Origin of the sequence: Burkholderia sp. HI2761 (genome assembly GCF_002223355.1) — a bacterium.
Lineage (GTDB): Bacteria > Pseudomonadota > Gammaproteobacteria > Burkholderiales > Burkholderiaceae > Burkholderia.
Window position 1 is genome coordinate 625508 of the sequence record NZ_NKFN01000004.1, and the last position, 25470, is coordinate 650977.

Annotated in this window: 21 protein-coding genes and 1 pseudogene; 14 read left to right on the plus strand and 8 right to left on the minus strand. The window is 66.4% G+C overall.

Annotated elements, in window-relative coordinates:
• Positions 1–248: 248 nt before the first annotated feature.
• From CFB46_RS09650 to CFB46_RS09660, 3 genes are all read left to right on the plus strand, one after another.
• Positions 249–1313, plus strand: a complete 1065-nt coding sequence (locus CFB46_RS09650; protein WP_089499849.1) for a glycosyltransferase family 4 protein — start codon at positions 249–251, stop codon at positions 1311–1313.
• A 236-nt stretch (positions 1314–1549) separates the two neighbouring features.
• Positions 1550–2350 (plus strand): hypothetical protein, encoded by an 801-nt coding sequence (locus tag CFB46_RS09655; protein WP_089499850.1) that lies wholly within the window; start codon positions 1550–1552, stop codon positions 2348–2350.
• 37 nt (positions 2351–2387) lie between these two features.
• On the plus strand, positions 2388–2852 hold the full coding sequence (locus tag CFB46_RS09660) for a DUF2214 family protein (protein WP_089499851.1): 465 nt from the start codon (positions 2388–2390) through the stop codon (positions 2850–2852).
• A 198-nt stretch (positions 2853–3050) separates the two neighbouring features.
• Here the strand turns inward: CFB46_RS09660 and gudD are convergent, their stop codons facing one another.
• Complete coding sequence (gene gudD, locus CFB46_RS09665) at positions 3051–4403, minus strand: glucarate dehydratase (protein ID WP_089499852.1); 1353 nt, start codon at positions 4401–4403, stop codon at positions 3051–3053.
• A gap of 358 nt (positions 4404–4761) precedes the next feature.
• On the opposite strand from gudD, the gene CFB46_RS09675 reads away from it, so the two are divergent.
• A complete protein-coding gene (locus CFB46_RS09675) occupies positions 4762–5511 on the plus strand; it encodes a FadR/GntR family transcriptional regulator (RefSeq protein WP_089467013.1) in 750 nt (249 codons plus the stop codon).
• 136 nt (positions 5512–5647) lie between these two features.
• On the opposite strand, the gene CFB46_RS09680 is transcribed toward CFB46_RS09675, so the two are convergent.
• The 3 genes from CFB46_RS09680 to pdxY all read right to left on the minus strand — a co-directional run bounded on the left by CFB46_RS09680 (position 5648) and on the right by pdxY (position 10742).
• The gene (locus CFB46_RS09680) at positions 5648–6796 is read right to left on the minus strand and encodes a branched-chain amino acid ABC transporter substrate-binding protein (protein WP_027783966.1); all 1149 of its coding nucleotides are present in this window, start codon (positions 6794–6796) and stop codon (positions 5648–5650) included.
• A gap of 372 nt (positions 6797–7168) precedes the next feature.
• The gene (locus tag CFB46_RS09685) at positions 7169–9313 is read right to left on the minus strand and encodes a phosphocholine-specific phospholipase C (RefSeq protein WP_089499853.1); all 2145 of its coding nucleotides are present in this window, start codon (positions 9311–9313) and stop codon (positions 7169–7171) included.
• Between the two features lie 568 nt (positions 9314–9881).
• Positions 9882–10742: a pyridoxal kinase PdxY gene (gene pdxY / locus CFB46_RS09690; RefSeq protein ID WP_027783968.1), complete on the minus strand. Its 861-nt coding sequence runs from the start codon at positions 10740–10742 to the stop codon at positions 9882–9884.
• A 184-nt stretch (positions 10743–10926) separates the two neighbouring features.
• On the opposite strand from pdxY, the gene CFB46_RS09695 reads away from it, so the two are divergent.
• Positions 10927–11988 carry an alpha/beta fold hydrolase gene (locus CFB46_RS09695; protein WP_089499854.1) on the plus strand — a complete coding sequence of 354 codons (1062 nt, stop codon included), beginning with the start codon at positions 10927–10929 and terminating at the stop codon, positions 11986–11988.
• A 40-nt stretch (positions 11989–12028) separates the two neighbouring features.
• Here CFB46_RS09695 and CFB46_RS09700 read toward each other — a convergent pair whose 3' ends face one another.
• Positions 12029–13027 (minus strand): LLM class flavin-dependent oxidoreductase, encoded by a 999-nt coding sequence (locus CFB46_RS09700; RefSeq protein ID WP_089499855.1) that lies wholly within the window; start codon positions 13025–13027, stop codon positions 12029–12031.
• Between the two features lie 637 nt (positions 13028–13664).
• Between CFB46_RS09700 and hpnI the strand changes: the two genes are divergently transcribed.
• From hpnI to CFB46_RS09725, 5 genes are all read left to right on the plus strand, one after another.
• A complete protein-coding gene (hpnI, locus tag CFB46_RS09705; protein ID WP_027783971.1) occupies positions 13665–14840 on the plus strand; it encodes a bacteriohopanetetrol glucosamine biosynthesis glycosyltransferase HpnI in 1176 nt (391 codons plus the stop codon).
• 130 nt (positions 14841–14970) lie between these two features.
• Positions 14971–16413: a hopanoid biosynthesis associated radical SAM protein HpnJ gene (gene hpnJ, locus CFB46_RS09710; protein WP_373558184.1), complete on the plus strand. Its 1443-nt coding sequence runs from the start codon at positions 14971–14973 to the stop codon at positions 16411–16413.
• A gap of 3 nt (positions 16414–16416) precedes the next feature.
• On the plus strand, positions 16417–17301 hold the full coding sequence (gene hpnK / locus CFB46_RS09715; protein ID WP_089499856.1) for a hopanoid biosynthesis-associated protein HpnK: 885 nt from the start codon (positions 16417–16419) through the stop codon (positions 17299–17301).
• A complete protein-coding gene (locus CFB46_RS09720) occupies positions 17298–18356 on the plus strand; it encodes a lysylphosphatidylglycerol synthase domain-containing protein (protein ID WP_089499857.1) in 1059 nt (352 codons plus the stop codon). Before hpnK ends, CFB46_RS09720 begins: the two co-directional genes overlap by 4 nt.
• 88 nt (positions 18357–18444) lie before the next feature.
• Positions 18445–19002, plus strand: coding sequence for a hypothetical protein (locus tag CFB46_RS09725; RefSeq protein WP_027783975.1), 558 nt, complete (start codon positions 18445–18447; stop codon positions 19000–19002).
• A 3-nt stretch (positions 19003–19005) separates the two neighbouring features.
• Here CFB46_RS09725 and CFB46_RS09730 read toward each other — a convergent pair whose 3' ends face one another.
• The gene (locus CFB46_RS09730) at positions 19006–19302 is read right to left on the minus strand and encodes a BrnA antitoxin family protein (protein WP_027783976.1); all 297 of its coding nucleotides are present in this window, start codon (positions 19300–19302) and stop codon (positions 19006–19008) included.
• Positions 19286–19582: a BrnT family toxin gene (locus tag CFB46_RS36855; RefSeq protein ID WP_027783977.1), complete on the minus strand. Its 297-nt coding sequence runs from the start codon at positions 19580–19582 to the stop codon at positions 19286–19288. The genes CFB46_RS09730 and CFB46_RS36855 overlap by 17 nt, the downstream gene beginning before the upstream one ends.
• A gap of 397 nt (positions 19583–19979) precedes the next feature.
• Between CFB46_RS36855 and CFB46_RS09740 the strand changes: the two genes are divergently transcribed.
• From CFB46_RS09740 to CFB46_RS09755, 4 genes are read left to right on the plus strand one after another with little or no spacing between them, the layout of a single operon-like run.
• Positions 19980–20669, plus strand: a complete 690-nt coding sequence (locus tag CFB46_RS09740) for an ABC transporter permease (protein WP_006488734.1) — start codon at positions 19980–19982, stop codon at positions 20667–20669.
• Positions 20666–21379, plus strand: coding sequence for an ABC transporter permease (locus tag CFB46_RS09745; protein WP_089499858.1), 714 nt, complete (start codon positions 20666–20668; stop codon positions 21377–21379). The genes CFB46_RS09740 and CFB46_RS09745 overlap by 4 nt, the downstream gene beginning before the upstream one ends.
• A 20-nt stretch (positions 21380–21399) precedes the next feature.
• Positions 21400–22194, plus strand: coding sequence for an ABC transporter ATP-binding protein (locus tag CFB46_RS09750; RefSeq protein WP_027783979.1), 795 nt, complete (start codon positions 21400–21402; stop codon positions 22192–22194).
• Positions 22195–22216: 22 nt separating this feature from the next.
• Positions 22217–23257, plus strand: coding sequence for a GlxA family transcriptional regulator (locus tag CFB46_RS09755; protein ID WP_027783980.1), 1041 nt, complete (start codon positions 22217–22219; stop codon positions 23255–23257).
• A gap of 828 nt (positions 23258–24085) precedes the next feature.
• Here the strand turns inward: CFB46_RS09755 and CFB46_RS09760 are convergent.
• Positions 24086–25347: pseudogene (locus tag CFB46_RS09760) on the minus strand (IS256 family transposase).
• Between the last annotated feature and the right edge of the window lie 123 nt (positions 25348–25470).

Here is a 25470-nt window from a genome sequence, read left to right on the forward strand (position 1 = left end):
CGTATCGGGATTAACCCTAGATAATCGGCTCCGGGTTCGATTCCAGGTTTTTTTACGAACCCCTGTCAACGGGTCTTCGTTTCAAACGTTCTATGCCTGTCTCGTCGCCGACGCTCCTTGAGCAGCGCGGGTTTCGACGCTCCCGGCAGGCTGATTCGTCCGATGTTCGGACGACATGCATCCAGCCCGGACCGCCGGCAGGTTGCCGACCCATACCTGGTTTTTTGCCGATTTTTTAGGAGTTACGCATGCGAATCGCCCAAATCGCTCCGTTGCACGAAGCGGTGCCCCCGAAACTGTACGGCGGCACCGAGCGGGTGGTGTCCTACCTCACCGAAGCACTTGTCGAGATGGGGCATGACGTCACGCTCTTCGCGAGCGGCGATTCGCAAACTTCCGCGAAGCTCGAAGCGTGCTGGCCGCAGGCGCTGCGCCTCGACCCGACGATCCGCGACGTGATGGCCCCGCACATGCTGCTCCTCGAGCAGGTGCGCCGTCGCGCGGAAGAGTTCGACGTCCTGCACTGCCACATCGATTACTACCCGTTCTCGCTGTTCTCGCGCCAGCCGGTCCCGCATCTGACGACGATGCACGGCCGTCTCGACCTGCCGGAACTGCAGCCGATCTTCAATGCATTCAGCGACGTGCCGGTCGTGTCGATCTCCGACAACCAGCGCATCCCGCTGCCGCAGGCGAACTGGCTGTCGACCGTCTACCACGGCCTGCCGGAAAACCTGCTGACGCCGATCCCGAACGTGAAGCCGAGCTACCTCGCGTTCCTCGGCCGCATCTCGCCGGAGAAGCGCGTCGACACGGCAATCCGCATCGCCGAGCAGGCCGGCCTGCCGATCAAGATCGCCGCGAAGCTCGACAAGGCCGACCGCGCGTACTACGAAGAGAAGATCAAGCCGCTGTTCGCGCTGCCGCACGTCGAGTACATCGGCGAAATCAGCGAGTCCGAAAAGTCCGAATTCCTCGGCAACGCGCACGCGCTGCTGTTCCCGATCGACTGGCCGGAGCCTTTCGGCCTGGTGATGATCGAGGCGATGGCCTGCGGCACGCCGGTGATCGCGTTCAAGCGCGGCTCGGTACCGGAAGTGATCGACAACGGCGTGTCGGGCTTCGTCGTCGAAGACGAGCTGTCGGCCGTCGCCGCGCTCAAGCGCCTCGATACGCTGCCGCGCGAGAAGGTTCGCGCCGCGTTCGAAGCCCGTTTCTCGTCGAAGGTGATGGCGCAGAACTACGTGAAGGGCTACGAGGAACTGCTGCGCCAGAAGCGCCGTACGGTGCTCCGCGAAGTCAACGCAAGCTGATCGCGGGCCGCCGCCGCATGGCGGCGCGCGGCCGTCACGACGCCCCGTCCGGGTTTTCCGGCGGGGCGTTGTCACATCTGCGGCGCGGATCTGTTGTATTCTCGCCGCGCCCGGCGCTGCGAACGGCCTCCGAAGCGGCCCGGCACGCCATCCGGCCATCTGTCCAGACGGTAATGTCCCTATAATGGCCGTGCCGTGAAATCCGGCCCAGTACGAATATCCAGAGGAGAGCAGTCTTGGCGAGAACGAAAACCACGCGCGCAGCGCCGGCCCCCGGCGCCGGCGTGATCTTCGCGTTGCGCGCGATCGGTCTCGTGCTGCTCGCGCGCTGGCTGTTCTCGATGTCCCAGATGGGTTATCGCTCGTCGCTGTCGGCGATGGTGTCGTCGCCGTGGGCATTCATCTACCTCATCCTGATCTTCCTGCTGCTCGCGCTGCCGGGCGCCGCCGCACGGGCCGAGCGGCCGTTCCATCCGCTGCCGCAGTGGCTGCGCCAGGCGCTGCGCGTGTTCGCGCTGATCGGTCTCCTGTTCGCCGTGTGGTCGATCGGCGCGTTCACGTGGGCGGCCGGCTGGCGCCGTGCGCTGCATGCGGTGACGGCGACCAACGGCTGGCTCGTCGCCGCGCCGGCGCTGTACGCGGCGATCGTATGGATCTGCCGGCCGCGGCCGCTGTGGCGGACCAACGTGGCCGCGCGCCGCTTCGCGGTCGGCCGGTATGCGATTTCGCTCGACGTGCTGACGCGCACCGCGATCGTCTGGATGGAAAGCCGCAAGGTGGGCCAGTACGACGCGCGCGAACTGTCGGTGCGCTGGCCCGGCCGCGCGGCACCCGCCGCGGGCGAGCAGGGCGCGCAGCCGGCGGTCGTGCCGCCGCGCCGCGGCAGCCTGTTCAATCGACCGAAGGTGGAACTGCTGTGGGATTCGCCGGCGGCTGTCGGCCATAACCGGCAGATCGTGATGCGCACGCCGCTCGCGACCGAAGGCGATCGGGTCGCGGTGCTCGCGCTCGACGCGGCGCTCAAGCAGATCGTCTGATAGGGCCCGCAGCGGTTGCGGGCGACAAGGAGGCGCGATGATCGTCCGTTGGTTGCTGGCTGCCATTCACCTGAGTGCGTTCGGCGTCGCGTTTGCCGCGATCGCGGGGCGTAACCGCGCGTTGCGCCGGCTCGTCGCTTCGGCGCAGGCGGCCGATTTGCCCGGCGTGTTCAAGGCCGATGCGGTCTGGGGGCTGTCCGCGCTCGTGCTGATCGCGACGGGCCTTGCGCGCGCGTTCGGCGGTTTCGAGAAAGGGACCGCGTACTACCTGCACGAACCGCTCTTTCACCTGAAGATGACTGCGCTCGTGCTGATCCTGCTGCTCGAGATCGCGCCGATGCTGGGGCTGATCCGCTGGCGTGTCGCCGCGCGGCGGCAGCAGATGCCCGATATCGGCCGTGCGCGCACTTATGTGCGGATCGGCCACTGGCAGGCGCTGCTGGTGATCGTCATCGTGTTCGCCGCGTCGGGGATGGCGCGGGGGATAGGGGCGCCCGGCTAGGGACGCCCGGTTAGGGCGCCCAACTAAGGCTGCCCAGCCAAGTGCGGCCACTCAGGTCCGGCATGGCGACAACCATCCGGATCCCGTTCCACCCGCGAGGCGTTTCAAGCCCGGCGCCAGCCGGACCGGCCGCGCACCGCATCATGCCTGCCGATTCCCGTCCGACCGGGCGGTTTCGCCGCCCGGCTCGCGCTGCACTCAGCGCACGAGGCACGGGCGCTTGTTGTTGAACGTCCAGCCCGGGATCAGATACTGCATCGCCGCCGCGTCGTCGCGGGCGCCGAGGCCGTGCTGCTTGTACAGCTCGTGCGCGAGCGCGACCGCATCCATGTCGATGTCGATGCCGAGCCCCGGCCGCTTCGGCACTTCCACCAGCCCGTTCTCGATCTTCAGCGGCTCGCGCGTCAGCCGTTCGCCGTCCTGCCAGATCCAGTGCGTATCGATCGCGGTGACCTGGCCCGGCGCCGCGGCCGCGACGTGCGTGAACATCGCGAGCGACACGTCGAAGTGGTTGTTCGAATGCGAACCCCACGTGAGGCCCCAGTCGCGGCACATCTGCGCGACCCGCACCGACCCCTGCATCGTCCAGAAGTGCGGATCGGCGAGCGGAATGTCGACGGCGTGCAACTGCACCGCATGGCCCATCTGCCGCCAGTCGGTCGCGATCATGTTGGTCGCCGTCGGCAGCCCCGTCGCGCGGCGGAATTCGGCCATCACCTCGCGGCCCGAGTATCCGTTCTCCGCGCCGCACGGATCTTCCGCATACGCGAGCACGTGATGCTGGTCGCGGCACAGCCGCACGGCCTCGTCGAGCGACCATGCGCCGTTCGGATCGAGCGTCACGCGCGCGTCGGGGAAGCGCTCGGCGAGCGCCGTCACGGCTTCGATCTCGCTTGCCCCGTCGAATACGCCGCCCTTCAGCTTGAAGTCGTTGAAGCCGTAGCGCGCATGCGCGGCTTCGGCGAGCCGCACGACGGCTTCGGGCGTCAGCGCGGCTTCGTCGCGCACGCGCGTCCAGTCGTCGGTCGCGCCGCGGCCGTCTCGATAGGGGAGCGCGGTCTTCGTGCGATCGCCGACGTAGAACAGGTAGCCGAGCATCTCGACGCGCTCGCGCTGCTGGCCTTCGCCGAGCAGCGCGGCGACCGGTACGCCCAGATGCTGGCCGAGCAGGTCGAGCAGTGCGGCTTCGAGCGCGGTGACCGCATGGATCGTCGTGCGCAGGTCGAAGGTCTGCAGCCCGCGGCCGCTCGCGTCGCGGTCGGCGAAGGTACGCCGCACGTCGTTGAGCACCGCGTGATAGTTGCCGACCGGCTGGCCGACGACGAGCGCGCGCGCGTCGTCGAGCGTACGGCGGATGCTTTCGCCGCCGGGCACTTCGCCGACGCCCGTGCGGCCCGCGCTGTCCTTCAGGATCAGGAGGTTGCGAGTGAAGAACGGGCCGTGCGCGCCGCTCAGGTTGAGCAGCATGCTGTCGTGGCCGGCGACCGGAATCGCTTGCAGGTCGACGATGCGCGGCGTGTCGTGGGAAGGCGAGGCAGTGACGGCGTTCATGGGCGGCGATGGCGAAAGAGTGAGCGGTGCCGTGCGGCAAAAGCTTTGCCGCGCGCGGCGGGAGGTGCGATCATTCGACAACCGACGTGCGCGGCGCGCAAGCCCCGCATGTCGACGCAACCCGAAAGAGGGGTGGGAGCGACAACCGGCCGGCGGAGCGCAGAACGCGAACGCGGGTCGATCGTCACGCACGGGACCGGGCGGTGCTGAACAGCCGACCTGAGTCGACAGGAGATCCGTGCGCCGATCATCAGTCGTCGGATGACTTGTGACGCAGTATAATGAATCATCGGCTTTCGCTCAAACCCCGCGTAAACCCTCGGCTCACATTACGATCATTCAAAAAGGAACCGGCCACATGTCCGTGCCTACGCTTCCCGCAGCGCCGCGCCGTCGCGCACGCAGCCTCGCACAAGATGTCGTCGACGCGCTGACCGCGCAGATCGAAAACGGCACGCTGCGTCCCGGCGACAAGCTGCCGACCGAAACCGAAGTCATGGCGGCGCAGGGCGTGAGCCGCACGGTCGTGCGCGAAGCAATCTCGCGGATGCAGGCGAGCGGCCTCGTCGAGACGCGCCACGGCATCGGCAGCTTCGTGCTGGAGCCGTCGCGCCGCCAGACGCTCGGCATCGATCCCGCGACGATCACGACGCTGCGCGACGTGCTCGCGGTGCTGGAATTGCGCATCAGCCTCGAAAGCGAGTGCGCGAGCCTCGCCGCGCAGCGTGCGAACGATACCGACCTCGCCGCGCTGCGGCGCGCGCTCGACGCGATCGCGACGGGCGCGGGCGGCGGCCGCGACACCGCGCAGCTCGACTTCCAGTTCCACCTGCAGATCGCGCAATCCACCGGCAACCGCTATTTCGTCGACATCATGACGCAGCTCGGCACCTCGATCATCCCGCGCACGCGGGTGAATTCGGCGCGCTTTGCCGGCGACGACCTCGAGCGCTACGTCGGCCGGCTGAACCACGAGCACGAGGACATCTACGAGGCGATCGCGCGCCACGACCCGGAAGCCGCCCGCGCCGCGATGCGCACGCACCTCACGAACAGCCGCGAGCGGCTGCGCCGCGCGCACGAGGCAGCCGAGGCCGAAGCCGGCTGACCGTTGCGTCGTGGGGCTCGCGCGGCTGCGAGCCCGGCCGCATCGCTTCAACATCAGTCGTCATACAAGATCGGTATGACCACCTCGATCTCCGCGGCCAGACGGCGTTGACGCCGCCGGCCGCTTGCCTCGTCGATCAGCCTCCCTTCGTCACGATCGTCTTCCACGCGCCGTTCTTCACCTGGTACAGCGTCGACATCCCGCTCTTCAGCGAGCCGTCGTTCGCGAACGAGATACGGCCGGTCACGCCTTCGAAGTCGATTTTCTTGAGCGCCGGGCGATAGGCCTTCGGGTCGGTCGAACCGGCCGCCTGCATCGCCTTGATCGCCGCCCATGCGGCGTCGTAGCCGAATTGAGCATACGACAGCACGTCGACGCCGAAGCGCTTCTTGAAGCGCGCCTCGAAATCCTTCCCCTGCGGCAACTCGTCGAGCGGCCGGCCGTATTCCCACGCCATCGCGCCTTCGGCGGCCGGCCCCGCGATCTTGATGAACTCGTTGTCCTTCACGCCGCCGCCGCCGACGAACTGCGCGTTCAGCCCGAGCTGCCGCATCTGCTTGATGAAGTTCGCGGCGAGCGAATCGAGGCCGCCGAAGAAGATCAGGTCGGGGTTCTTGCCCTTCAGGCTCGTGATCTGCGCACGGAAATCGACCGCCTGGTTGCTGGTGAACTCGCGCCCGATGAGGTTGCCGCCGGCGGCTTTCACGGCCTTCTCGAATTCGTCGGCCTCGCCCTGGCCGAACGCGGTGCGGTCGTCGATGATCGCGATGCGCTTCGCCTTCGTCACGTCGACCGCGTACTTGCCCGCATTGCCGGCATTCTGGCCGTCGGTCGCGATCACCATGAACATGTTCGCGAGCCCGCGCGACGTGAGCGTCGGGTTGGTCGCGGCCGGGTCGATCACCGGAACGCCGGCCTTGTCGTAGACCACCGACGCAGGGATCGTCGTCCCCGAGTTGAAGTGACCGACCACGACCGACACGTTCTGGTCGACCAGCGCCTGCGCGGCCTGCACGCCGATGCGCGGGTCGGCCTGGTCGTCCTGCACGACGAGATTGAAGTGGGCAGGCTTGCCGGCGATCTGCACCTTCTGCGCGACCGCGTCGTCGAGCGCGAGCTGTACGCCGTTTTGCAGATCCTTGCCGTAGCCGGCGTTCACGCCCGTGAGCGGCGCGGCGAAGCCGACCTTCACGTCGGTTGCGTCGGCAGCCTGGGCGGCCTGTTGCGAGAGGAGGGCAAGCGCGGATGCAATCGACACCGACAGCAGGGAATGACGGAATTTCATGTTGTTCCTCTTGTTCGACACCTGCGAGTGGGTACCGCACGCGTTCGGGCGGGCCGGGCGCGTGCGACGGGCGGGCGGTTCGACCGCTTCTCCGAATCGGGCGGGGAGGTCGGCATCGTGATCCTCGGAAACATCTCCCGTCAGGCTCCGCGAAGAGCCCCGATTGCCTCGATATATAGGTCGCCGATATGCACGGGTCTTGGAAATTTGCCGCGCATTCGATGCGGATTTGCGCATAGCTTCCGCGCGTGCGCGGGTGGCCGGTATCGGGAGTTTCCCGTCGCGAACGGAACGGGCGGGGGAGGAAGGGGGGCGGAGCGGGGGCAAACGCAGCGGCGCGGCCCGCCGGGGCCGCGCCGTGTCGGGTCGGCGTCAGTCGGACAGGGCGTCCGATGCGGCTTCCGCGTCGTCGTGCGATGCGGTCGTGCGGATCAGCGGGTCGCTGGTGCTCGGGCGGCCCGTTTCGACGTGGCCCGCGAAGCGGCGCAGGAAGCCGAGCAGCCGGCCGTCGCTGACGGTCAGGTCGTACCAGCCGTTGCTGCCGCGCAGGTCCCAGTAATCGTCGACGTGCGCGCCCGGCGCGAGGTCGAACGTGCGCGCGTGACCGTGGCCGTACGCGTTCGTGACCTTGAGCCGCACGGCCTTGTGGCCGCGGTTCATCAGGCGCAGCGTGATGTTGCCGTTCGCGACGTCGTAGCCGTAGATCACCTCGGGGTTCACGTTCGCGCTGCCGACGCCGGTCGCGAACGGGCCGCGGAAATGGCAGTAGAAGCCGTTCGGGCCGTACACGTCGAGGTCGTACAGGCCGAGCGACGCGGCGGCGTTCCACGTATCGGCGACGCGTTTGCCGGCTTCGACCGTGTATGCCCACGGGCCGTCGACGCGATTGCGCGACTGGACCTGGAACGCCGCGCCTGCCCGGCCCGTGTTCGCGAAGGTCAGCCGGAACTGGCCGTTCGCGGCTTCGACGCGGCCGTGCACGAACAACTCGTACGGCAGCGCACGCGCCGGACGCAGCCCGGCCTCCTGTTTCGGCAGCTTCTGCAGCGCCGGCGGGACCGGGATGTAGTCGGGATGGCGCACGCGGTCGGGCGGCGCGTAGCCGCTCGTGTCGGGCAGCGTCGGCCATGCGGCGTCCGCGGTCGCGAACTCGAATGCCGACGTCAGGTCGCCGCACACCGTGCGACGCCACGGCGACACGTTGGCGGCCGTGACCGGATACTGCGCGCCGAACCGCGCCTCGATGAATTGCAGCAGCGACGTGTGATCGAAGGTCTGCGAGCAGACCCAGCCGCCCTTGGTCCACGGCGACACGACGAGCATCGGCACGCGCGGCCCCAGGCCGTACGGGCCGGCCATGTGCGATGCGTCGCCGGGGAATGCCTCGTTGGTCGTCGCGACCGTCGACAGGCCGTTGTCGCGCGACTGCGGGGCGAACGGCGGCGGTACGTGATCGAAGAAGCCGTCGTTTTCGTCGTACGTGATGAAGAGCGCGGTCTTGCTCCACACGTCGGGATTCGACACGAGCGCCTTCAGCACCTGCTCGATGTACCACGCGCCGTAGTTGGCGGGCCAGTTCGGATGCTCGGAATACGCTTCCGGTGCGCAGATCCACGACACCTGCGGCAGCGTGCCGTTCTTCACGTCCTGCTGCAGCACGTCGAACAGCGTGCCGCCGGCGCTGATGTTGGTGCCGGTGCGCGCCTTGTCGTACAGCGGCGTGCCGGGCAGCGCGGTGCGGTACTGGTTGAAGTAGAGCAGCGAGTTGTCGCCGTAGTTGCCGATGTACGGGTTTTGCGTCCAGCCCCACGAGCCGTTCGCGTCGAGCCCCGTGCCGACGTCCTGGTAGATCTTCCACGACACGCCGGCCTGTTCGAGCACTTCCGGATAGGTCGTCCAGCCGTAGCCCTTTTCGTCGTTGCCGAGCACCGGGCCGCCGCCCGTGCCGTCGTTGCCGACGTAGCCCGTCCACATGTAGTAGCGGTTCGGGTCGGTCGAGCTGGGGATCGCGCAGTGGTAGGCGTCGCAGATCGTGAACGCGTCGGCGAGCTGGTAGTGGAACGGGATGTCGTCGCGCTTCAGGTACGCCATCGTCGTGGTGCCCTTGTTCGGCACCCACTGGTCGTAGCGGCCCTTGTTCCAGGCGGCGTGCATGTCCTGCCAGCCGTGCGGCAGATCCTGCAGGAACTGCAGGCCGAGCTTGTCGGCGCCCGGGTGGAACGGCAGCAGTTCGGCCGGGCCGACCGGCTGGTGAAACACCGACTTGCCGTTCGCGAGACGCAGCGGGCGCGGGTCACCGAAGCCACGGACACCGCGCATCGTGCCGAAGTAGTGGTCGAACGAACGGTTCTCCTGCATCAGGATCACGATGTGTTCGATGTCGCGGATCGTGCCGGTGCGGCGGTTCGCGGGAATCGCGAGCGCATCGCGGATCACGGGCGGAAACAGGTTCAGCGCGGCGGCGCCGGCAGTGCCGGCGGCGACGCGCAGGAAGTCACGACGGTTCGATCGGGTCATGGTCGTTATCGTGCGTTAAAGGGGGAGCCGATTGGCGGGACCTGCGGGAACGGCGCGCGCCGGGTCGCAGGATGCGGCTGCGCCGGTTCGTGCCGCCGCGAGCATAGCGAGGAATCGGTGTCATTCATGTGAAGTCCGGAAACGTTTGCACGCATGGATCGGATCGCGGCCGGCGGTGCGTCGCCGCACGAACTGCGTGGAAGCGGCGGCCGGCCGGGGGGGGCGGCGCGTGGCACGCCGGAGGAGCGGGGAGCGGCGGGACAGCGGGGCAGCGGGATAGCGGGATAGCGGGGCAGCGGGATAGCGGAATAGCGGAATAGCGGAATAGCGGAATAGCGGAATAGCGGAATAGCGGAATAGCGGAATAGCGGAATAGCGGGATAGCGGAATAGCGGAATAGCGGAATAGCGGGATAGCGGGATAGCGGAATAGCGGGATAGCGGGATAGCGGGATAGCGGGATAGCGGGATAGCGGAATAGCGGGATAGCGGGGCGGGAGAGGGAAGGCCAGGACGGCAGAGGACGGCAGCGGCCAGGATGGCGATGCGCACGCGTCAGGCATCAGGCATCAGGCGTCGGTCACCCACGCGCCGAACCATTCGCTCGGCCGCGCGATTTCGTCCTGCGCGGCGACGAGTTCGAGTTCGTAGCGGCGGGCGTCGTAGGTGGCCTTCACGACCGCATGCACGGCCGCGAGCGTGTGCTCGAACGCGGCGCGCACCGAGTCGCCGCGCAGCCGGCACGCTACGAAGATCGCGCTGGTCAGGTCGCCGACGCCGACCGGATGGCGCGGAAACGCATACAGCGGCCGCTGGCCGATCCACGCTTCGGTTTCGGTGACGGCGAGCATGTTGAAACGGTCGGCCGGGCTGTTGCGGTCGTGCAGGTGCTTGACGAGGATGATCTTCGGGCCGCGGCGGATCAGCGCCCGGCACGCGTCGACGGCTTCGGCGACGGTCTCGATGCGCCGCCCGGCGAGCTTCTGCAGTTCGGTGTGGTTCGGCGACATGCCGTCTGCGAGCGCGGGCACTTCCTGGACGATGAATTCCTCGACGCCGGGCTCGGGCCGGATGCCGCCCGTCTGGCCCATCGCCGGATCGCAGAAGTACCACGCGTTCGGATTCATCGCCTTCACCGAGCGCACGATCTCGACCGCCGCGCGCGCCTGCGGCGGCGAGCCGAGGAAGCCGGACAGCACCGCGTCGCAACGCTTGAGCGCGCCGATGGCGGCGACGCCGTCGACGAGCTGTTCCATCTTCGCGGCATCGATCGCGCTGCCGGCCCAGTGGCCGTACTGCATGTGATTCGACAGCTGGACGGTGTTGAGCGGCCAGACGTTGATGCCGAGACGCTGCATCGGGAACACGGCCGCACTGTTGCCGGCATGGCCGTAGATGACGTGCGACTGAATGCTGAGGACGTTTTTCATGGGAATTCGCCTGCCCGCGTTTCAGGGTCACGTCACACGATACCCGAGTTCGTCATACGCGCGGAAGTCGCGCGGCCCCGGAGTGTTGCGCGCCGTCGTCACGCGAGCGCGTAGAATCGCGGGGCGCGACGCAGCACGGCTGCAGCCCGGCTGCCCGCGCGCGTCCCCAATCACCGTGATCGCCATGCTTTCGATTTGCAAGATGTTGTCCGTCGCGCGCGCCGCCGTGCTCGGCGCGAGTGCCGCCGCCGCATGCGCGATGCCCTTTGCGGCCGCCGCCGCGACGCCCGCCGCCAACGACGGGCCCGTGTACGGCCCGCGCCTGGAAGGATTCGCGTATCCGGCGCCCGTGCACGAGTACGCGTTCGTGTCGCAGCGCGAAACCCTCGAGATGGCGTACCTCGACGTGCAGCCTGCGCACCCGAACGGCCGCACCGTCGTGCTGCTGCACGGCAAGAACTTCTGCGCGGCGACCTGGGAGGACACGATCGGCGTGCTGAGCCGCGCCGGCTATCGCGTGATCGCGCCGGACCAGATCGGCTTCTGCAAGTCGTCGAAGCCCGAACGCTACCAGTACAGCTTCCAGCAACTCGCGCGCAACACGCACGCGCTGCTCGAATCGGTCGGCGTGAAGTCGGCGACGATCCTGGGCCACTCGACGGGCGGGATGCTCGCGATCCGCTACGCGCTGATGTATCCGAAGGCGACCGACCAGCTCGTGCTCGTGAACCCGATCGGCCTCGAGGACTGGAAGGCGCTCGGCGTGCCGCCGCTGTCGGTCGACTACTGGTATGCGCGCGAACTGAAGACCACGGCCGACGGCATCCGCCGCTACGAGCAGGGCACGTACTACGCGGGCAAGTGGTCGCCGTCGTACGAGCGCTGGGTGCAGATGCTCGCCGGGATGTATCGCGGCGCCGGCCGCGACGCGGTCGCGTGGAACTCCGCGCTGATCTACGACATGATCCTCACGCAGCCGGTGGTCTACGAATTCGGCGCAATCCGCGTGCCGACGCTGCTGATGATCGGCGACAAGGATACGACCGCGATCGGCAAGGACGTCGCGCCGCCCGACGTGCACGCGAAGCTCGGCCGCTATCCGGAGCTCGCGAAGCGCACGCAGGCCGCGATTCCCGGCGCGCAGCTCGTCGAATTCCCGGCGCTCGGACACGCGCCGCAGATCCAGGATCCGGACGCTTTCCACAAGGCGCTGCTCGACGGGCTCGAGGCCGTGCACCCGCAGTGATGCGGGTGCGGGGCAGGCGGCCGGCGGCGCGGTCGCGCCGTCAGCTTGTCTCGTTCGCGAGTTCGTCGCGGATCTGCGCGGTCAGTTCGAACGAGCGCAGCCGCGCGGCGTGATCGTAGATCTGCGCGGTGACGATCAGCTCGTCGGCACCCGTCTGCGCGATGCGCTCGCGCAGCTTGTCGCGCACCGTGTCGCGCGAGCCGACTGCCGCGAACGACAGCGAGTGCGCGACGGTCGCGAGTTCGAGCTCGTTCGCCTCGAGCACGTCGACGGGCGGCGGCAGCTTGCCCGGCGTGCCGCGCCGCAGGTTGATGAACTGCTGCTGCAGCGACGTGAACAGGCGCCGTGCCTCGTCGTCGGTCTCGGCCGCGAACACGTTGACGCCGACCATCGCATGCGGCTTCGGCCATGCGGCCGACGGCCGGTACTGCGCGCGATAGATCTCGAGCGCGCGCATCAAATAATCCGGCGCGAAGTGCGACGCGAACGCGAACGGCAGCCCGAGCATCGCTGCGAGCTGCGCGCTGAACAGGCTGGAGCCGAGCAGCCACACCGGCACGTCGAGCCCTGCGCCGGGCACCGCCCGCACGCGCTGGCCGGGTACCGGCTCCGCGAAGTAGCGCTGCAGCTCCGCGACGTCGTCCGGAAACGAGTCCGCGCTGCCGATCAGGTCGCGGCGCAGCGCGCGCGACGTGGTCTGGTCGGTGCCGGGCGCGCGGCCGAGACCGAGGTCGATGCGCCCCGGATACAGCGACGCGAGCGTGCCGAACTGCTCGGCGATCACGAGCGGCGCATGGTTTGGCAGCATGATGCCGCCCGAGCCGACCCGGATCGTCTGCGTGGCGCCCGCGACGTGGCCGATCACGACGGAGGTGGCCGCACTCGCGATCCCCGGCATGTTGTGATGCTCGGCCAGCCAGTAGCGCCGGTAGCCCCAGCGCTCCGCATGCTGCGCGAGATCGACGGTATTACGGAACGCTTGCGAGGCGTCGGCGCCGGCCGGAATGGGGGCGAGATCGAGTACGGAAAAAGGTGTCATCGGAAGGCCTTCGAAACGGGGTGGCGTGGTGATGCGCTTACGCAACAAACGCCAAGGATTTTGCCAAAGGGTTCCGGAACGTGCTGGCGGCGCGCGGATACCCATGCGCCTTACAGGGGTGCAGGGTTGCTTGCGGCGATCGTTGCAAAAATCAATCTAATCACTGATTAATTACCAAACTTTACGGCGATTGGAAATGAAACCGCATCGACATACAAATTTGCACGAAACGTTTGATTTTCAAGACTGCAATACGCCTGCAAAGTGCTTACGCTAACGTGAACGTGGCCGGACCGATCGGGTTCGTCGACCGCTCAGCTTTGCCGGAATCGCACTAGTCCGTTTCTCGTAGCGCCGAGCGCAGGGCGGCGCGGACTGCTAAAATCCGGCGCCTGCCCATGTTGTGCCGATGGAGCCATTCGAGTCTTCCCGCATGCCGTCCTGGCGCTGCGCGGGGATACGCCACGCGAAGCCGGGCATGGCCGAACCCGAACCACGGGTCGTGCCTCCCCATTACAGACGCTGCTGGAACAAGGAGTCGGGTCGTGCCCGCGTTCGTCGTTGTCGGAAAACCGCATCACGCTCAATCACGTTCGAGCGTTCGCCATGGCGCCCAGGTCGCCGGGAGGCGTCGCGCATGACGCCCACCGCAACGCTGCTCGACTGGCTCCTGATCGCGTTCACGCTGGCCGCGGCCGGCTATGCGCTCGTCGCGGCCTTCGCGCCGCGGCCGCGCACGCCGCGCACGGCGGCGCGCGACGGCTTCGAGCCGGTCAGCGTGCTCAAGCCGCTGTGCGGCGCCGAGCCGCACCTGTACGAAAATCTCGCGACCTTCTGCGTGCAGCGCCATCCTCGCCATGAGGTGCTGTTCGGCGTCGCATCGTCCGCCGATCCGGCTATCGCCATCGTCGAGCGGCTGCGCGCCGATCATCCGGAGTGCGACATCACGCTCGTGATCGACGCGCGCGTGCATGGCAAGAACCTGAAGGTCAGCAACCTGATCAATCTCGCCGCGCGCGCGAAATACGGCCGCATCGTGATCGCGGACAGCGACATCGCGGTGCAGCCCGACTATCTGGAGCGCGTGACGGCGCCGCTCGCCGACGCGTCGGTCGGGGTCGTCACGTGCCTGTATCATGCGCGCAGCGTCGGCGGCTTCTGGACGCGGATCGGCGCGCAGTTCGTCGATGCCTGGTTCGCGCCGTCGGTGCGGATCACGCACCTCGGCCGCTCGAGCCGCTTCGGCTTCGGCGCGACGCTCGCGCTCACGCGCGACACGCTCGACCGGATCGGCGGTCTCTTCGCGCTGAAGGACGAGCTGGCCGACGATTTCTGGCTGGCCGAGCTGCCGCGCCGCCTCGGGCGGCGCACCGTGCTGTCGGAGGTCGAGGTCGCGACCGACGTGATCGAACCGTCGTTCGGGCCGCTCTGGCACCGCGAGACGCGCTGGCTGCGCACGATTCGTTCGCTGAACCCGGCCGGCTTCGCGTTCCTGTTCATTACGTTTACCGTGCCGTGGCTCGCGATCGGCGCGGCACTCGCATTGCGCCTCGACGGCACCTTCGCCGGCTGGCTGGCGGGCGGCGCGGCCGCGGTCGGCGCATTCGGGCGGCTCGTGCTGCATGCGCGCGGCGAGGACGGCTGGCGCGCGTTCTGGCGCGACCTGCCGCTCGTCGCGGTGCGCGACACGCTGCTCGCGCTCGAGTGGCTCGCGGCCGCGTTCGGCACGCACGTCGTGTGGCGCGGCGCGAGAATGACGGTCGTCGGCGGCGAACGCGCGACGGCGGCCGTGGAAGCAGTGGACGGCCGCTAGGGCCGTCGATCGAACCGGCCCGCGGGCCGAGCGCGTCGCAGGCGAAGCCGCGCGGCGCGACATGACAGAGAGGCGGGCGCCGGCATGGCGGCCGCGGTTTTTTGACTGATTCGTTGTAACGAAACGAACTATGCAGGCTACCGGAGCATTCATGAAAACGCTGTTCTTGCAGGCCCCTTCGTATGACGGCTTCGACGGCGGAGCCGGCTCGCGCTATCAGGCGAAGCGCGAAATCCGTTCCTTCTGGTATCCGACCTGGCTCGCGCAGCCGGCCGCCCTCGTGCCGGGCAGCCGCGTCGTCGATGCGCCGGCCGACGGCCTGTCGGTCGACGAGACGCTGAAAATCGCCAACGACTACGATCTCGTGATCATTCACACGAGCACGCCGTCGTTCCCGACCGATGCGATGTTCGCGCAGGATCTCAAGAAGATGAAGCCGACGATGCTGGTCGGCATGGTGGGCGCGAAGGTGATGGTCGATCCGCACAACTCGCTCACGGCGAGCGACGCGATCGACTTCGTGTGTCGCGAGGAATTCGACTACACCTGCAAGGAAATCGCCGAAGGCAAGCCGTTCCCCGAGATCCAGGGCTTGAGCTGGCGCGCGAAGGACGGCTCGATCGAGCACAACGAAGCGCGTCCGATCCTCGAGAACATGGACGAACTGCCGTTCGTCGCGCCCGTCTACAAGCGCGACCTGAAGATCGACAACTACTTCATCGGCTACCTGAACTATCCGTACGTATCGATCTACACGGGCCGCGGCTGCAAGTCGCGCTGCACGTTCTGCCTGTGGCCGCAGACGGTCAGCGGCCATCGCTACCGCACGCGCTCGGTCGAGAACGTGCTCGCGGAAGCGAAGTGGATCCGCGACAACATGCCGGAAGTGAAGGAGCTGATGTTCGACGACGACACCTTCACCGACGACCTGCCGCGCGCCGAAGCCATCGCCGTTGGCCTGGGCAAGCTCGGCATGACGTGGTCGTGCAACGCGAAGGCCAACGTGCCGTACAAGTCGCTGAAGATCATGAAGGAAAACGGCCTGCGCCTGCTGCTGGTCGGCTTCGAATCGGGCGACGACCAGATCCTCGTGAACATCAAGAAGGGCGTGCGCACCGATTTCGCGCGCCGCTTCAGCGCGGACTGCAAGAAGCTCGGCATCAAGATCCACGGCACCTTCATTCTCGGCCTGCCGGGCGAGACGCAGGAAACCATCAAGAAGACGATCGAGTACGCGAAGGAAATCAATCCGCACACGATCCAGGTCTCGCTCGCCGCCCCGTATCCGGGCACGACGCTCTACAAGCAGGCCGTGGAAAACGGCTGGATGGAAGAGAACAAGACCATCAACCTGGTGAGCAAGGAAGGCGTGCAGCTCGCGGCGATCGGCTACGCGCATCTGTCGCGCGACGAGATCTATCACCACCTCGAGCAGTTCTATCGCCAGTTCTACTTCCGTCCGTCGAAGATCTGGGAGATCGTGCGCGAGATGCTGACGAGCTGGGACATGATGAAGCGTCGCTTGCGCGAAGGTGTCGAGTTCTTCCGCTTCCTGCGCGCGCACGAGGCCTGATTCGTGGCGACGCAGCGGGCGGCGAGGGCGCTGATCTTCACCGCGGACGACTTCGGGCTGCATCCGCGCGTCAACGCGGCGGTCGAGCGTGCGCACCGCGACGGCGTGCTGAACGCCGCCAGCCTGATGGTGGGTGCGCCCGCGGCGCAGGATGCGATCGAACGCGCGCGGCGACTGCCGTCGCTCGCGGTCGGCATGCATCTGGTGCTCGCGGACGGGCCGGCCACGCTGCCCGCGCATGACATTCCCGCGCTCGTCGGCCCCGACGGGCGATTCGGCGACGCGATGGCGAAGGACGGCTGTCGCTTCTTCTTCCTGCCGCACGTTCGTGCGCAACTGCGCCGCGAAATCCGTGCGCAATTCGATGCGTTCGCGGCGAGCGGCCTGCCGCTCGATCACGTGAACGCGCACAAGCATTTCCATCTGCATCCGACCGTGCTGTCGATGATCGTCGAGATCGGCCGCGACTACGGGCTGCGCGCGGTGCGGCTGCCGTACGAAACCAGCGCGCCCGCGCTGCTCAAGCCGTGGATCGCGCTGGTGCGCGCGCGGCTCGACCGGGCCGGGCTCGCGCACAACGACTACGTGGTCGGCATCGAGCATACGGGCGCGATGGACGAGGCCGTGCTGCTCGACGCGCTCGCGAAGCTCCCGCCGGGCGTCGGCGAGATCTACTGCCATCCGGCCGAAGCCGGCGACGGCCCGATCACGCCGACGATGGCCGGCTACCGTCCGGCCGACGAACTGGATGCGCTGCTGTCGCCGCGCGTCGCCGCCGCGCTGAAGGCGGCGGGCGTCGCGACCGGCGGCTTTGCCGACGTGTTCGGCGAGCCCGCGGCACGGCGCGGCGCGCACGCGTCGCGCGCACCGGGAGCGCAGCTGTCATGAGCAAGTGGATCAAGTGGATCAAGTGGCTCGGCTGGCCGATCGGCATCGGCATCCTGCTCGCGCTGGGGCTGCACGAAGGCATCGGCGACGTATCGCAGATGCTTGCGCGCGCCGGCTACGCGCTGCTGTGGCTGGTGCCGTTCCACGCGCTTCCGCTGCTGCTCGATGCGTACGGGTGGCACCTGCTGCTCGACCGGCGCGGCTCGCTGCCGTTCCTTTGGTGGATCGCGACTGTGCGCGAGGCCGTGAACCGGCTGCTGCCCGTGGTCGGGATCGGCGGCGAGATCGTCGGCATCCGGCTCGCGCGCTGGCAGGTGCCCGACGCGAGCCGTGTGACTGCGTCGGTGATCGTCGAGGTGCTCGTGACGATCGTCGTGCAGTATGCGTTCGCGGCGCTCGGCCTCGTGCTGCTGCTCGCGACGACCGACAACATGGGCGGCGGCACGATCGGCCTCGCGCTGTTGCTGACGCTGCCGTTGCCGGTGCTCGGCGTGGTGCTGATGCGGCGCGGCGGTATCTTCCATGCGATCGAGCGTTTCGCGGGCCGCCTGCTCGGCGATTCGCACCGGCTGCTGCAGGGCGTCGACGGTCGCCGACTCGACGCCGACATCGATTCGCTGATGTCGCGCACGGGCCTGCTGTTCAGCACCTTCTTCTGGCAACTGGCCGGCTACGTGCTCGGCGCGCTCGAGATCTACTGGGCGCTCGCGCTGCTCGGCCACCCGGTGTCGATCGGCGGCGCGATCGCGATCGAGGCGATGACGCAGGCGGTGCGGCATGCGGCGTTCATGGTGCCGGGCGGGCTCGGCGTGCAGGAAGCGACCGTCGTGCTGCTCGCGCAGATGTTCGGCGTCGACCGCGAGGCGGCGCTGTCGCTCGCGGTGGTCAAGCGCGGCCGCGAGGTGCTGTTCGGTTGCCTCGCGCTCGGCTCGTGGCAGCTTGCCGAGCTGATGCGCACGCGCCGCCGTCTGGGCGTGCCGCCGGCCGGGCCGCGCACGCCGCCGCCGGCGAACCGGGCGTCCGAAACCCGGACCGAAACCGAAACGACGCATTGAACACGAGACGGGCCGCGCGGCCCGTCTCGCGCTTTTGGCGCCGCGCGGGTATCCTTGCCGCGTGTTTTCTCCACGCGCATTCCTTCCGATGATCTTCCGTTTCCGGCTGCTTTCAGTAACGATGCTGGCCGCCGCGCTGGTGCTGACTGGCTGCGACGACAAGCAAGGCGAGTTCAACGTGCAACGTATCAGGGACTTCTTCAACGCGATCAAGCCCGCGCCGCTGCTGCTGAAGGGGCTGAAGGTCGGCGAATCGACCGAGGCCGATGTGCGCGGCACGATGGGCAAGCCCGAGACCGAGCGCACGTTCACTGACGGCTCGAAGCGTCTCGAATATCCGCGCGGCCCGATGGGCAACCAGACCTGGTTCGTCGACCTCGATGCGAACGGGCGCTATACGGGCGCGACGCAGGTGCTGACCGCCGAGAATTTCGCGAAAGTACGCCCGGGGATGAACGAGGACGAGGTGCGACGCCTGCTCGGCAAGCCCGGCGACATCGCGCAATATCCGCTGAAGCCCGAGACGGTCTGGAGCTGGCGCTGGCTCGAGGACGGCGTCAACACCGACGCGTTCTTCAACGTCCATTTCGGCCCGGACGGGCTCGTCTATACGACTTCGCGCTCCGACATCCTGAAAGGGCGGTGACGTTCACGCGCGGCGCTTTTTCAGCCAGTCGCGCAACGCGTCGTTCATGCGCGTCTGCCAGCCGGGGCCGTCCGCCCGAAACGCGGCGAGGATGTCGGCGTCGTAGCGGATGCTGACCTGCTCCTTCGGGTGCTCGAGCTTCGGGCGCCCGAACTTCTTCGCGACGACCTCGACGAACGGCTCCATCGCATCGATTTCTTCGTCGCTGAGTTCATGGGCATCCGGATCGGCGGCGATGCCGCGTGCGATCGCTGCTTCTTCCTCGGGCGTGTTGCGTATGAATTTAACCGCCTTCTTCATATCGAATCATCTCTCGGTTGTTGGCTTTTCGCAGGCTGACGATACGCAGCGCGCGGCCGCGCGGGACGACGATCGCCGTGTGAAGGCGCGTGCCGATCGGCACCAGACAGATCCAGCGTGCCTCGCCGTAATCGCGACGGACGTCCGGCCACACGCGCGCTGCTTCCCACTCGGCGAATTCGGCCATTCGCAGCGATATGCCGTGTTTCAGTCGGTTCGACAGATCCTTGGCATCGTCGAAAATGAACGGAATTTCGACTAATTGTGGATGCGAAAACATGAGGTGGCAAGAGGTTTTTGTAGATGCGAAAATAGCGCGTCGCCGCGGCTGACATCGAATTGGCGCGCATCGCGTCGCGGGCATGAGCGAGCGATTGTGTGGCGTGTGTCCGGACATGCCCATTCGGCTCGATGGCCGGTTCGCGGCTATATCGAAAAAGCGACCGGAAAATTGCAAAAAGCCCGCTTCCCGGCGTGTCATGAGACTGTCAGGGAGCGGTTTTTTCCCTTTTGAAACAGTGGCGTAGGCCGTACACACAAATGGCGGGACGAATTGCTGCGGCGCAGCAACCGCGCGCACGGTGATTTGAGGCAATCAATTTCGCTTGCGACTATCCGCGTCAGCCCGGCGCGGGACACGCATACGCGTCGGCATTCATTCAATTCTGGAGACGCGCGTGTTCCTTTACGGCTTTGGTCCTGTCCTCTGGGCCGGCACCGTGCAGACCATCGAGCTGTCGGTGCTGTCGCTCGCCACCGCGGTGGCGCTGGGGCTGATCGGCGCGGTGGCGAAGCTGTCGCACAACCGGGTGCTGCGAGCGATCGCGACCGGTTATACGACGCTGATCCGCTCGGTGCCCGATCTCGTGCTGATGCTGCTGCTGTTCTACAGCATCCAGATCTGGCTGAACCAGTTCACCGACCTCGTCGGCTGGAACCAGATCGACATCGATCCATTCGTGGCCGGCGTGCTGACGCTCGGCTTCATCTACGGCGCGTACTTCACCGAGACGTTTCGCGGCGCGTTCCTGTCGGTGCCGCGCGGCCAGCTCGAAGCCGGCGCGGCTTACGGGATGAGCGGCGCGCGCGTGTTCGCGCGGATCATGTTTCCGCAGATGATGCGCTTTGCGCTGCCCGGCATCGGCAACAACTGGCAGGTGCTCGTGAAGGCGACCGCGCTGGTGTCGATCATCGGTCTCGCGGACGTCGTGAAGGCCGCGCAGGACGCCGGCAAGAGCACGTTCAACATGTTCTTCTTCATCCTCGTCGCGGCGCTGATCTATCTCGCGATCACGACCGTCTCCAACCTCGTGCTGATCCAGCTCGAGAAGCGTTATTCCATGGGCGTGCGGCACGCAGAACTATGATCGAGATCCTCCAGGAATTCGGCAAGGCGTTCCTTTTCTGGGACGGCCAGCGCCTGTCCGGCCTCGCGGTGACGCTGTGGCTGCTCGTTGCGTCGATTTCGTTCGGCTTCGTGTGCGCGGTGCCGCTCGCGGTCGCGCGCGTGTCGAAGAAGAAGTGGGTGTCGATGCCCGTGCGGTTCTACACGTACGTGTTCCGCGGCACGCCGCTCTACGTGCAGTTGCTGCTGATGTACACGGGCATGTACAGCCTCGAGTTCGTGCGCTCGCACTCGCTGCTCGACGCGTTTTTCCGCAGCGGTTTCAATTGCGCGATCCTCGCGTTCGCGCTGAATACCTGCGCGTACACCACCGAGATCTTCGCCGGTGCGATCCGGGCGATCCCGCACGGCGAGGTCGAGGCGGCGCGCGCGTACGGGATGACGCCGTTCACGATGTACCGCCGCGTGATCCTGCCGTCGGCGCTGCGCCGCGCGCTGCCGCTGTACAGCAACGAGGTGATCCTGATGCTGCACGCGACGACCGTCGCGTTCACGGCGACCGTGCCGGACATCCTGAAGGTCGCGCGCGATGCCAATTCCGCGACCTACATGGCGTTCCAGTCGTTCGGGATCGCCGCGCTGCTCTATCTTGCGGTATCTTTCGCACTCGTCGCGGCGTTTCGCCGCGCGGAGCGCCACTGGCTTGCGTATCTCGCGGCCGCCCGTCATTGAATTCACTCGAGGAGAGCCAGTTGGCCGAGATCACTCAAACGAGCGCTGCCACCAAGCTTGCGGCGCTCGACATCCACAAGCGCTATGGCGACAACGAGGTGCTCAAGGGCGTGTCACTGAACGCGAAGGCCGGTGACGTCATCAGCATCATCGGCGCGAGCGGCTCGGGCAAGAGCACGTTCCTGCGCTGCATCAATTTCCTCGAGCGGCCGAATGCGGGGCAGATCGTCGTCGACGGCGAGGCCGTGCGCACGAAGACCGACCGCGCCGGCGCGCTCGAAGTCGCCGATCACAAGCAGCTGCAGCGCATTCGCACGAAGCTCGCGATGGTGTTCCAGCATTTCAACTTGTGGGCGCACATGAACGTGCTCGAGAACGTGATGGAAGCGCCCGTGCACGTGCTCGGCATTTCGAAGAAGGACGCCGAGGAGCGTGCGCGCGCGTATCTCGAGAAAGTCGGCCTCGCGCCGCGCGTCGAGAAGCAGTATCCGTCGCATCTGTCCGGCGGCCAGCAGCAGCGCGTGGCGATCGCGCGTGCGCTCGCGATGCATCCGGACGTGATGCTGTTCGACGAGCCGACCTCCGCGCTCGATCCGGAACTCGTGGGCGAAGTGCTGAAGGTGATGCAGAAGCTGGCCGAGGAAGGCCGCACGATGATCGTCGTCACGCACGAGATGGGATTCGCGCGCAACGTGTCGAACCACGTGATGTTCCTGCATCAGGGGCGGACCGAGGAAGAGGGCGATCCGAAGGAAGTGCTGGTGCGCCCGCAGAGCGAGCGGCTCAAGCAGTTCCTGTCGGGCAGCCTCAAGTAACGCGACGGGGCAGGTTTCAGCCGTGGTACCGGTGTCCCGTCCCGCAGGCGCCACCCGCACGATGCAGGTGGCGATCGTTGCATTGCCGCCCGTGTCGATGTCGGGTGTGGGTCCGATCGTCGATGCGCTGAATCTCGCGAACGAGATCGACGGGCGGCTTTTGTACCGCTGGCAGGTGTGTTCGTGGGACGGGCGGCCGGTGCCGCTCGCGGGCGGCGCGCAATGGCATGCCGATGCGGCGTTCAACGATGCGATTGCGTGCGACTGGTTGATCGTGGTGTCGGAGCGGTTCCAGCAGTTTGCCGATTACCGGTTGTTTCTCGCGAGTCTCGCTCGGGTCGGGCAGCGCACGCCCGTGGTGACCGGCATTCACCACGGCGTGTGGTGGCTCGCGATGGCGGGGCAGCTTTCCGGGTATCGCGTGAGCGTGAACTGGGAGACGTATCAGCAGTTCGCCGAGCAGTTCGAGCGGTCGATCGTCACGCAGCAGATCTTCGAGATCGATCGCGATCGAGCGACCTGTGCCGGTGGGCAGGCGACCGTCGATTTCATGCTGGCCATGATTGGCCGGGAACATGGGGCGGACCTCGCGGAGCGGATCGCCGATGCGCTCGGGGTCGGGGCGCTGCGCAGCGGCGAGGAGCGGCAGCGGATTCCTTTCGTTACGGCGCCGGGCGAGCGGCATCCTCGGTTGAATGACGCGTTGCTGTTGATGGAGGCCAATGTCGAGGATCCGTTGACGACCGATGAGATCGCCGGGTTGGTCGGCGTGTCGCGCCGACAGTTGGAGCGGCTCTTTCGGCAGTATCTCGGGGCGATGCCCTCCAAGTATTACCTCAATCTTCGGTTGCTCAAGGCGAGGACGCAGTTGCAGCGGACTAGTAAGTCCGTCGTTCAAGTGTCGCTCGCCTGTGGGTTTTCTTCTGCTGCGCATTTTTCTAATGCCTATCGCGAAAGATTTGGCGTCACGCCGCGGGAGGATCGGCGAGCCTGGCTCGAAAAGCAGACCGGCGGGGGCAGTGAACCTCGGGGAGGGGCGCTCGTCGAGCGGGGGAAGGATTGAGGTTGGTTTTGGTTTGGTTTTGGTTTTGGTTTGTTTGGCGGTCCGCTTGCGTTCTTCGCGAAATACCCGCGATCGTGTCGGTCTATTAGCGTCGCCCCTGCGCGGGGCAGCGGTCACTTTTCTTTGTCTTGCCAAAGAAAAGTAACCAAAAGAAAGGCGCCCGAAAACGCATGACCTCCCGGTGCCATCGCCACCAGAGTGGTCCGCACAAAAGTGTCCGCGCCAGTCACGAACCCGGAGTGGTTCGAGCAATGGTTCCGACACCACTCACTACACCACGGAGCGGTATACCGCCCGCTAGCTCCATCCTCGCTACGCTCGGCTGCAAAGTACTTCCGAGCGGGCGGGGCGTTCGCGCCTCTCCACGATCAGTCGACTGCCAGGCACTTTTTCTGCTCTCGATATTTGTGTGGCCGGATCGTTCGACATCGGTGTTCTCGCGATAGCGACGTGTTTGCGGCCCCCAATTTTCTCGCGGGCGCAGCAAATTTCCTGCGGGTCGGTTCCTTGCAAGGATGGGCGATGCCGGCATGGGTGGGGATGGACCTGTCGGCCGAGCGAAGCGAGGACGGAGCTAGCGGGCGGTATACCGCTCCGTGGTGTGGTGAGTGGTGTCGGAACCATTGCTCGAACCACTCCGGGTTCGTGACTGGCGCGGACACTTTTGTGCGGACCACTCTGGTGGCGATGGCACCGGGAGGTCATGCGTTTTCGGGCGCCTTTCTTTTGGTTACTTTTCTTTGGCAAGACAAAGAAAAGTGACCGCTGCCCCGCGCAGGGGCGACGCTGGGGGTGTCAGGATTTCCGTGTTCAAGGCGGGTGGAGTAATTACACGGAAGGCCGAACGAATCGATCTGCGTAAAGGATAGCGAATTGGTTCATGGCCGTCTTCCAGTCATGAGCAGCGCTTCCCCAATTCGCGGTGATGTTGCGCAAGGCCAGCCAGATGAGTTTGGTGGCGGCCTCGTCGGTCGGGAAGTGACCACGGGTCTTGATGATCTTGCGCAGTTGCGAGTTGATATTTTCAATCGCGTTTGTCGTGTAGATGTCGTGTAGATGATCTTGCGCACACCCGGCGGAAACGCAAAGAACGGGATCACGCGATCCCAGGCGTTGCGCCACGCGCTACTGACGGTCGGGAATTTCTGACCCCACGGACCATCCGCAAACGCATCGAGTTCGGCCTGAGCGGCTTCCGCGCTGGGAGCGGCGTAGATCGGTTTGATCGCGGCGGCCAATCCGCGGCGGTCTTTCCAACTGGCGTAATCGAGGCTGTTGCGGATTAGATGGACGATGCAGGTTTGCAGCGTCGTGGCCGGAAACACTACCGCCAGCGCTTCGGGCATGCCCTTAAGACCATCAGTGACCGCGATCAGGATGTCGTGAACGCCGCGCGTCTTCAGATCGTTGAACACCTTCATCCAGAATTTGGCACCCTCGGTATTCTCGATCCACAGGCCCAGGATCTCCCGGGTGCCGTCGGGCAGCACGCCCAGCGCCAGGTACACCGCCTTGTTGCGTACGACGGCGTCTTCACGAATCTTGACCCGCAGTGCGTCGAAAAACACGACCGGATACATCGGCTCGAGCGGTCGGGCCTGCCAGGCCGTCACTTCGGCCATGACCTCGTCGGTCACGGAGCTGATGAAGTCGGGCGAGACCTCGGTACCGTACTGTTCCAGCAGAAAGCCCTGGATCTCGCGTACGGTCATGCCTCGGGCATACATGGCGACGATCTTGTCGTCGAAGCCGGTGAAGCGCCGTTCGTGCTTGGGAATCAGGATGGGTTCGAAGCTGCCGTCGCGGTCACGCGGCACCTCGATGCGGATCGGCCCGTCTTCGGTCAGAACCGTCTTGGCCCCTTTGCCGTTGCGCTGATTCGTGACGTTGGCCGGCTTGGCAGCTCCGGCAGGGTAGCCGAGATGATGGTTCATCTCGCCGCCCAACGCACGCTCGATCAGCGCCTTCTTGAGCGCCAGCGTCGCGGCATTGATGGCTTCAGCCGTCATCGGACCGTTGCCGAACTGTTCAAGCAGCTCGGCCGGAATCGCCGGCAGAACTGCCGGCTGGGCTTTCGGTTTGCGAGGCATACACTCTCCTTGGGAGCATGTTATGCCTTAAACACAAAATTCCTGACAGGCCCGCGACGCTAATAGACCGACACGATTACGGGCATTTCACGAAAAACGCAAGCGGACCGCCAAACCAGCAAA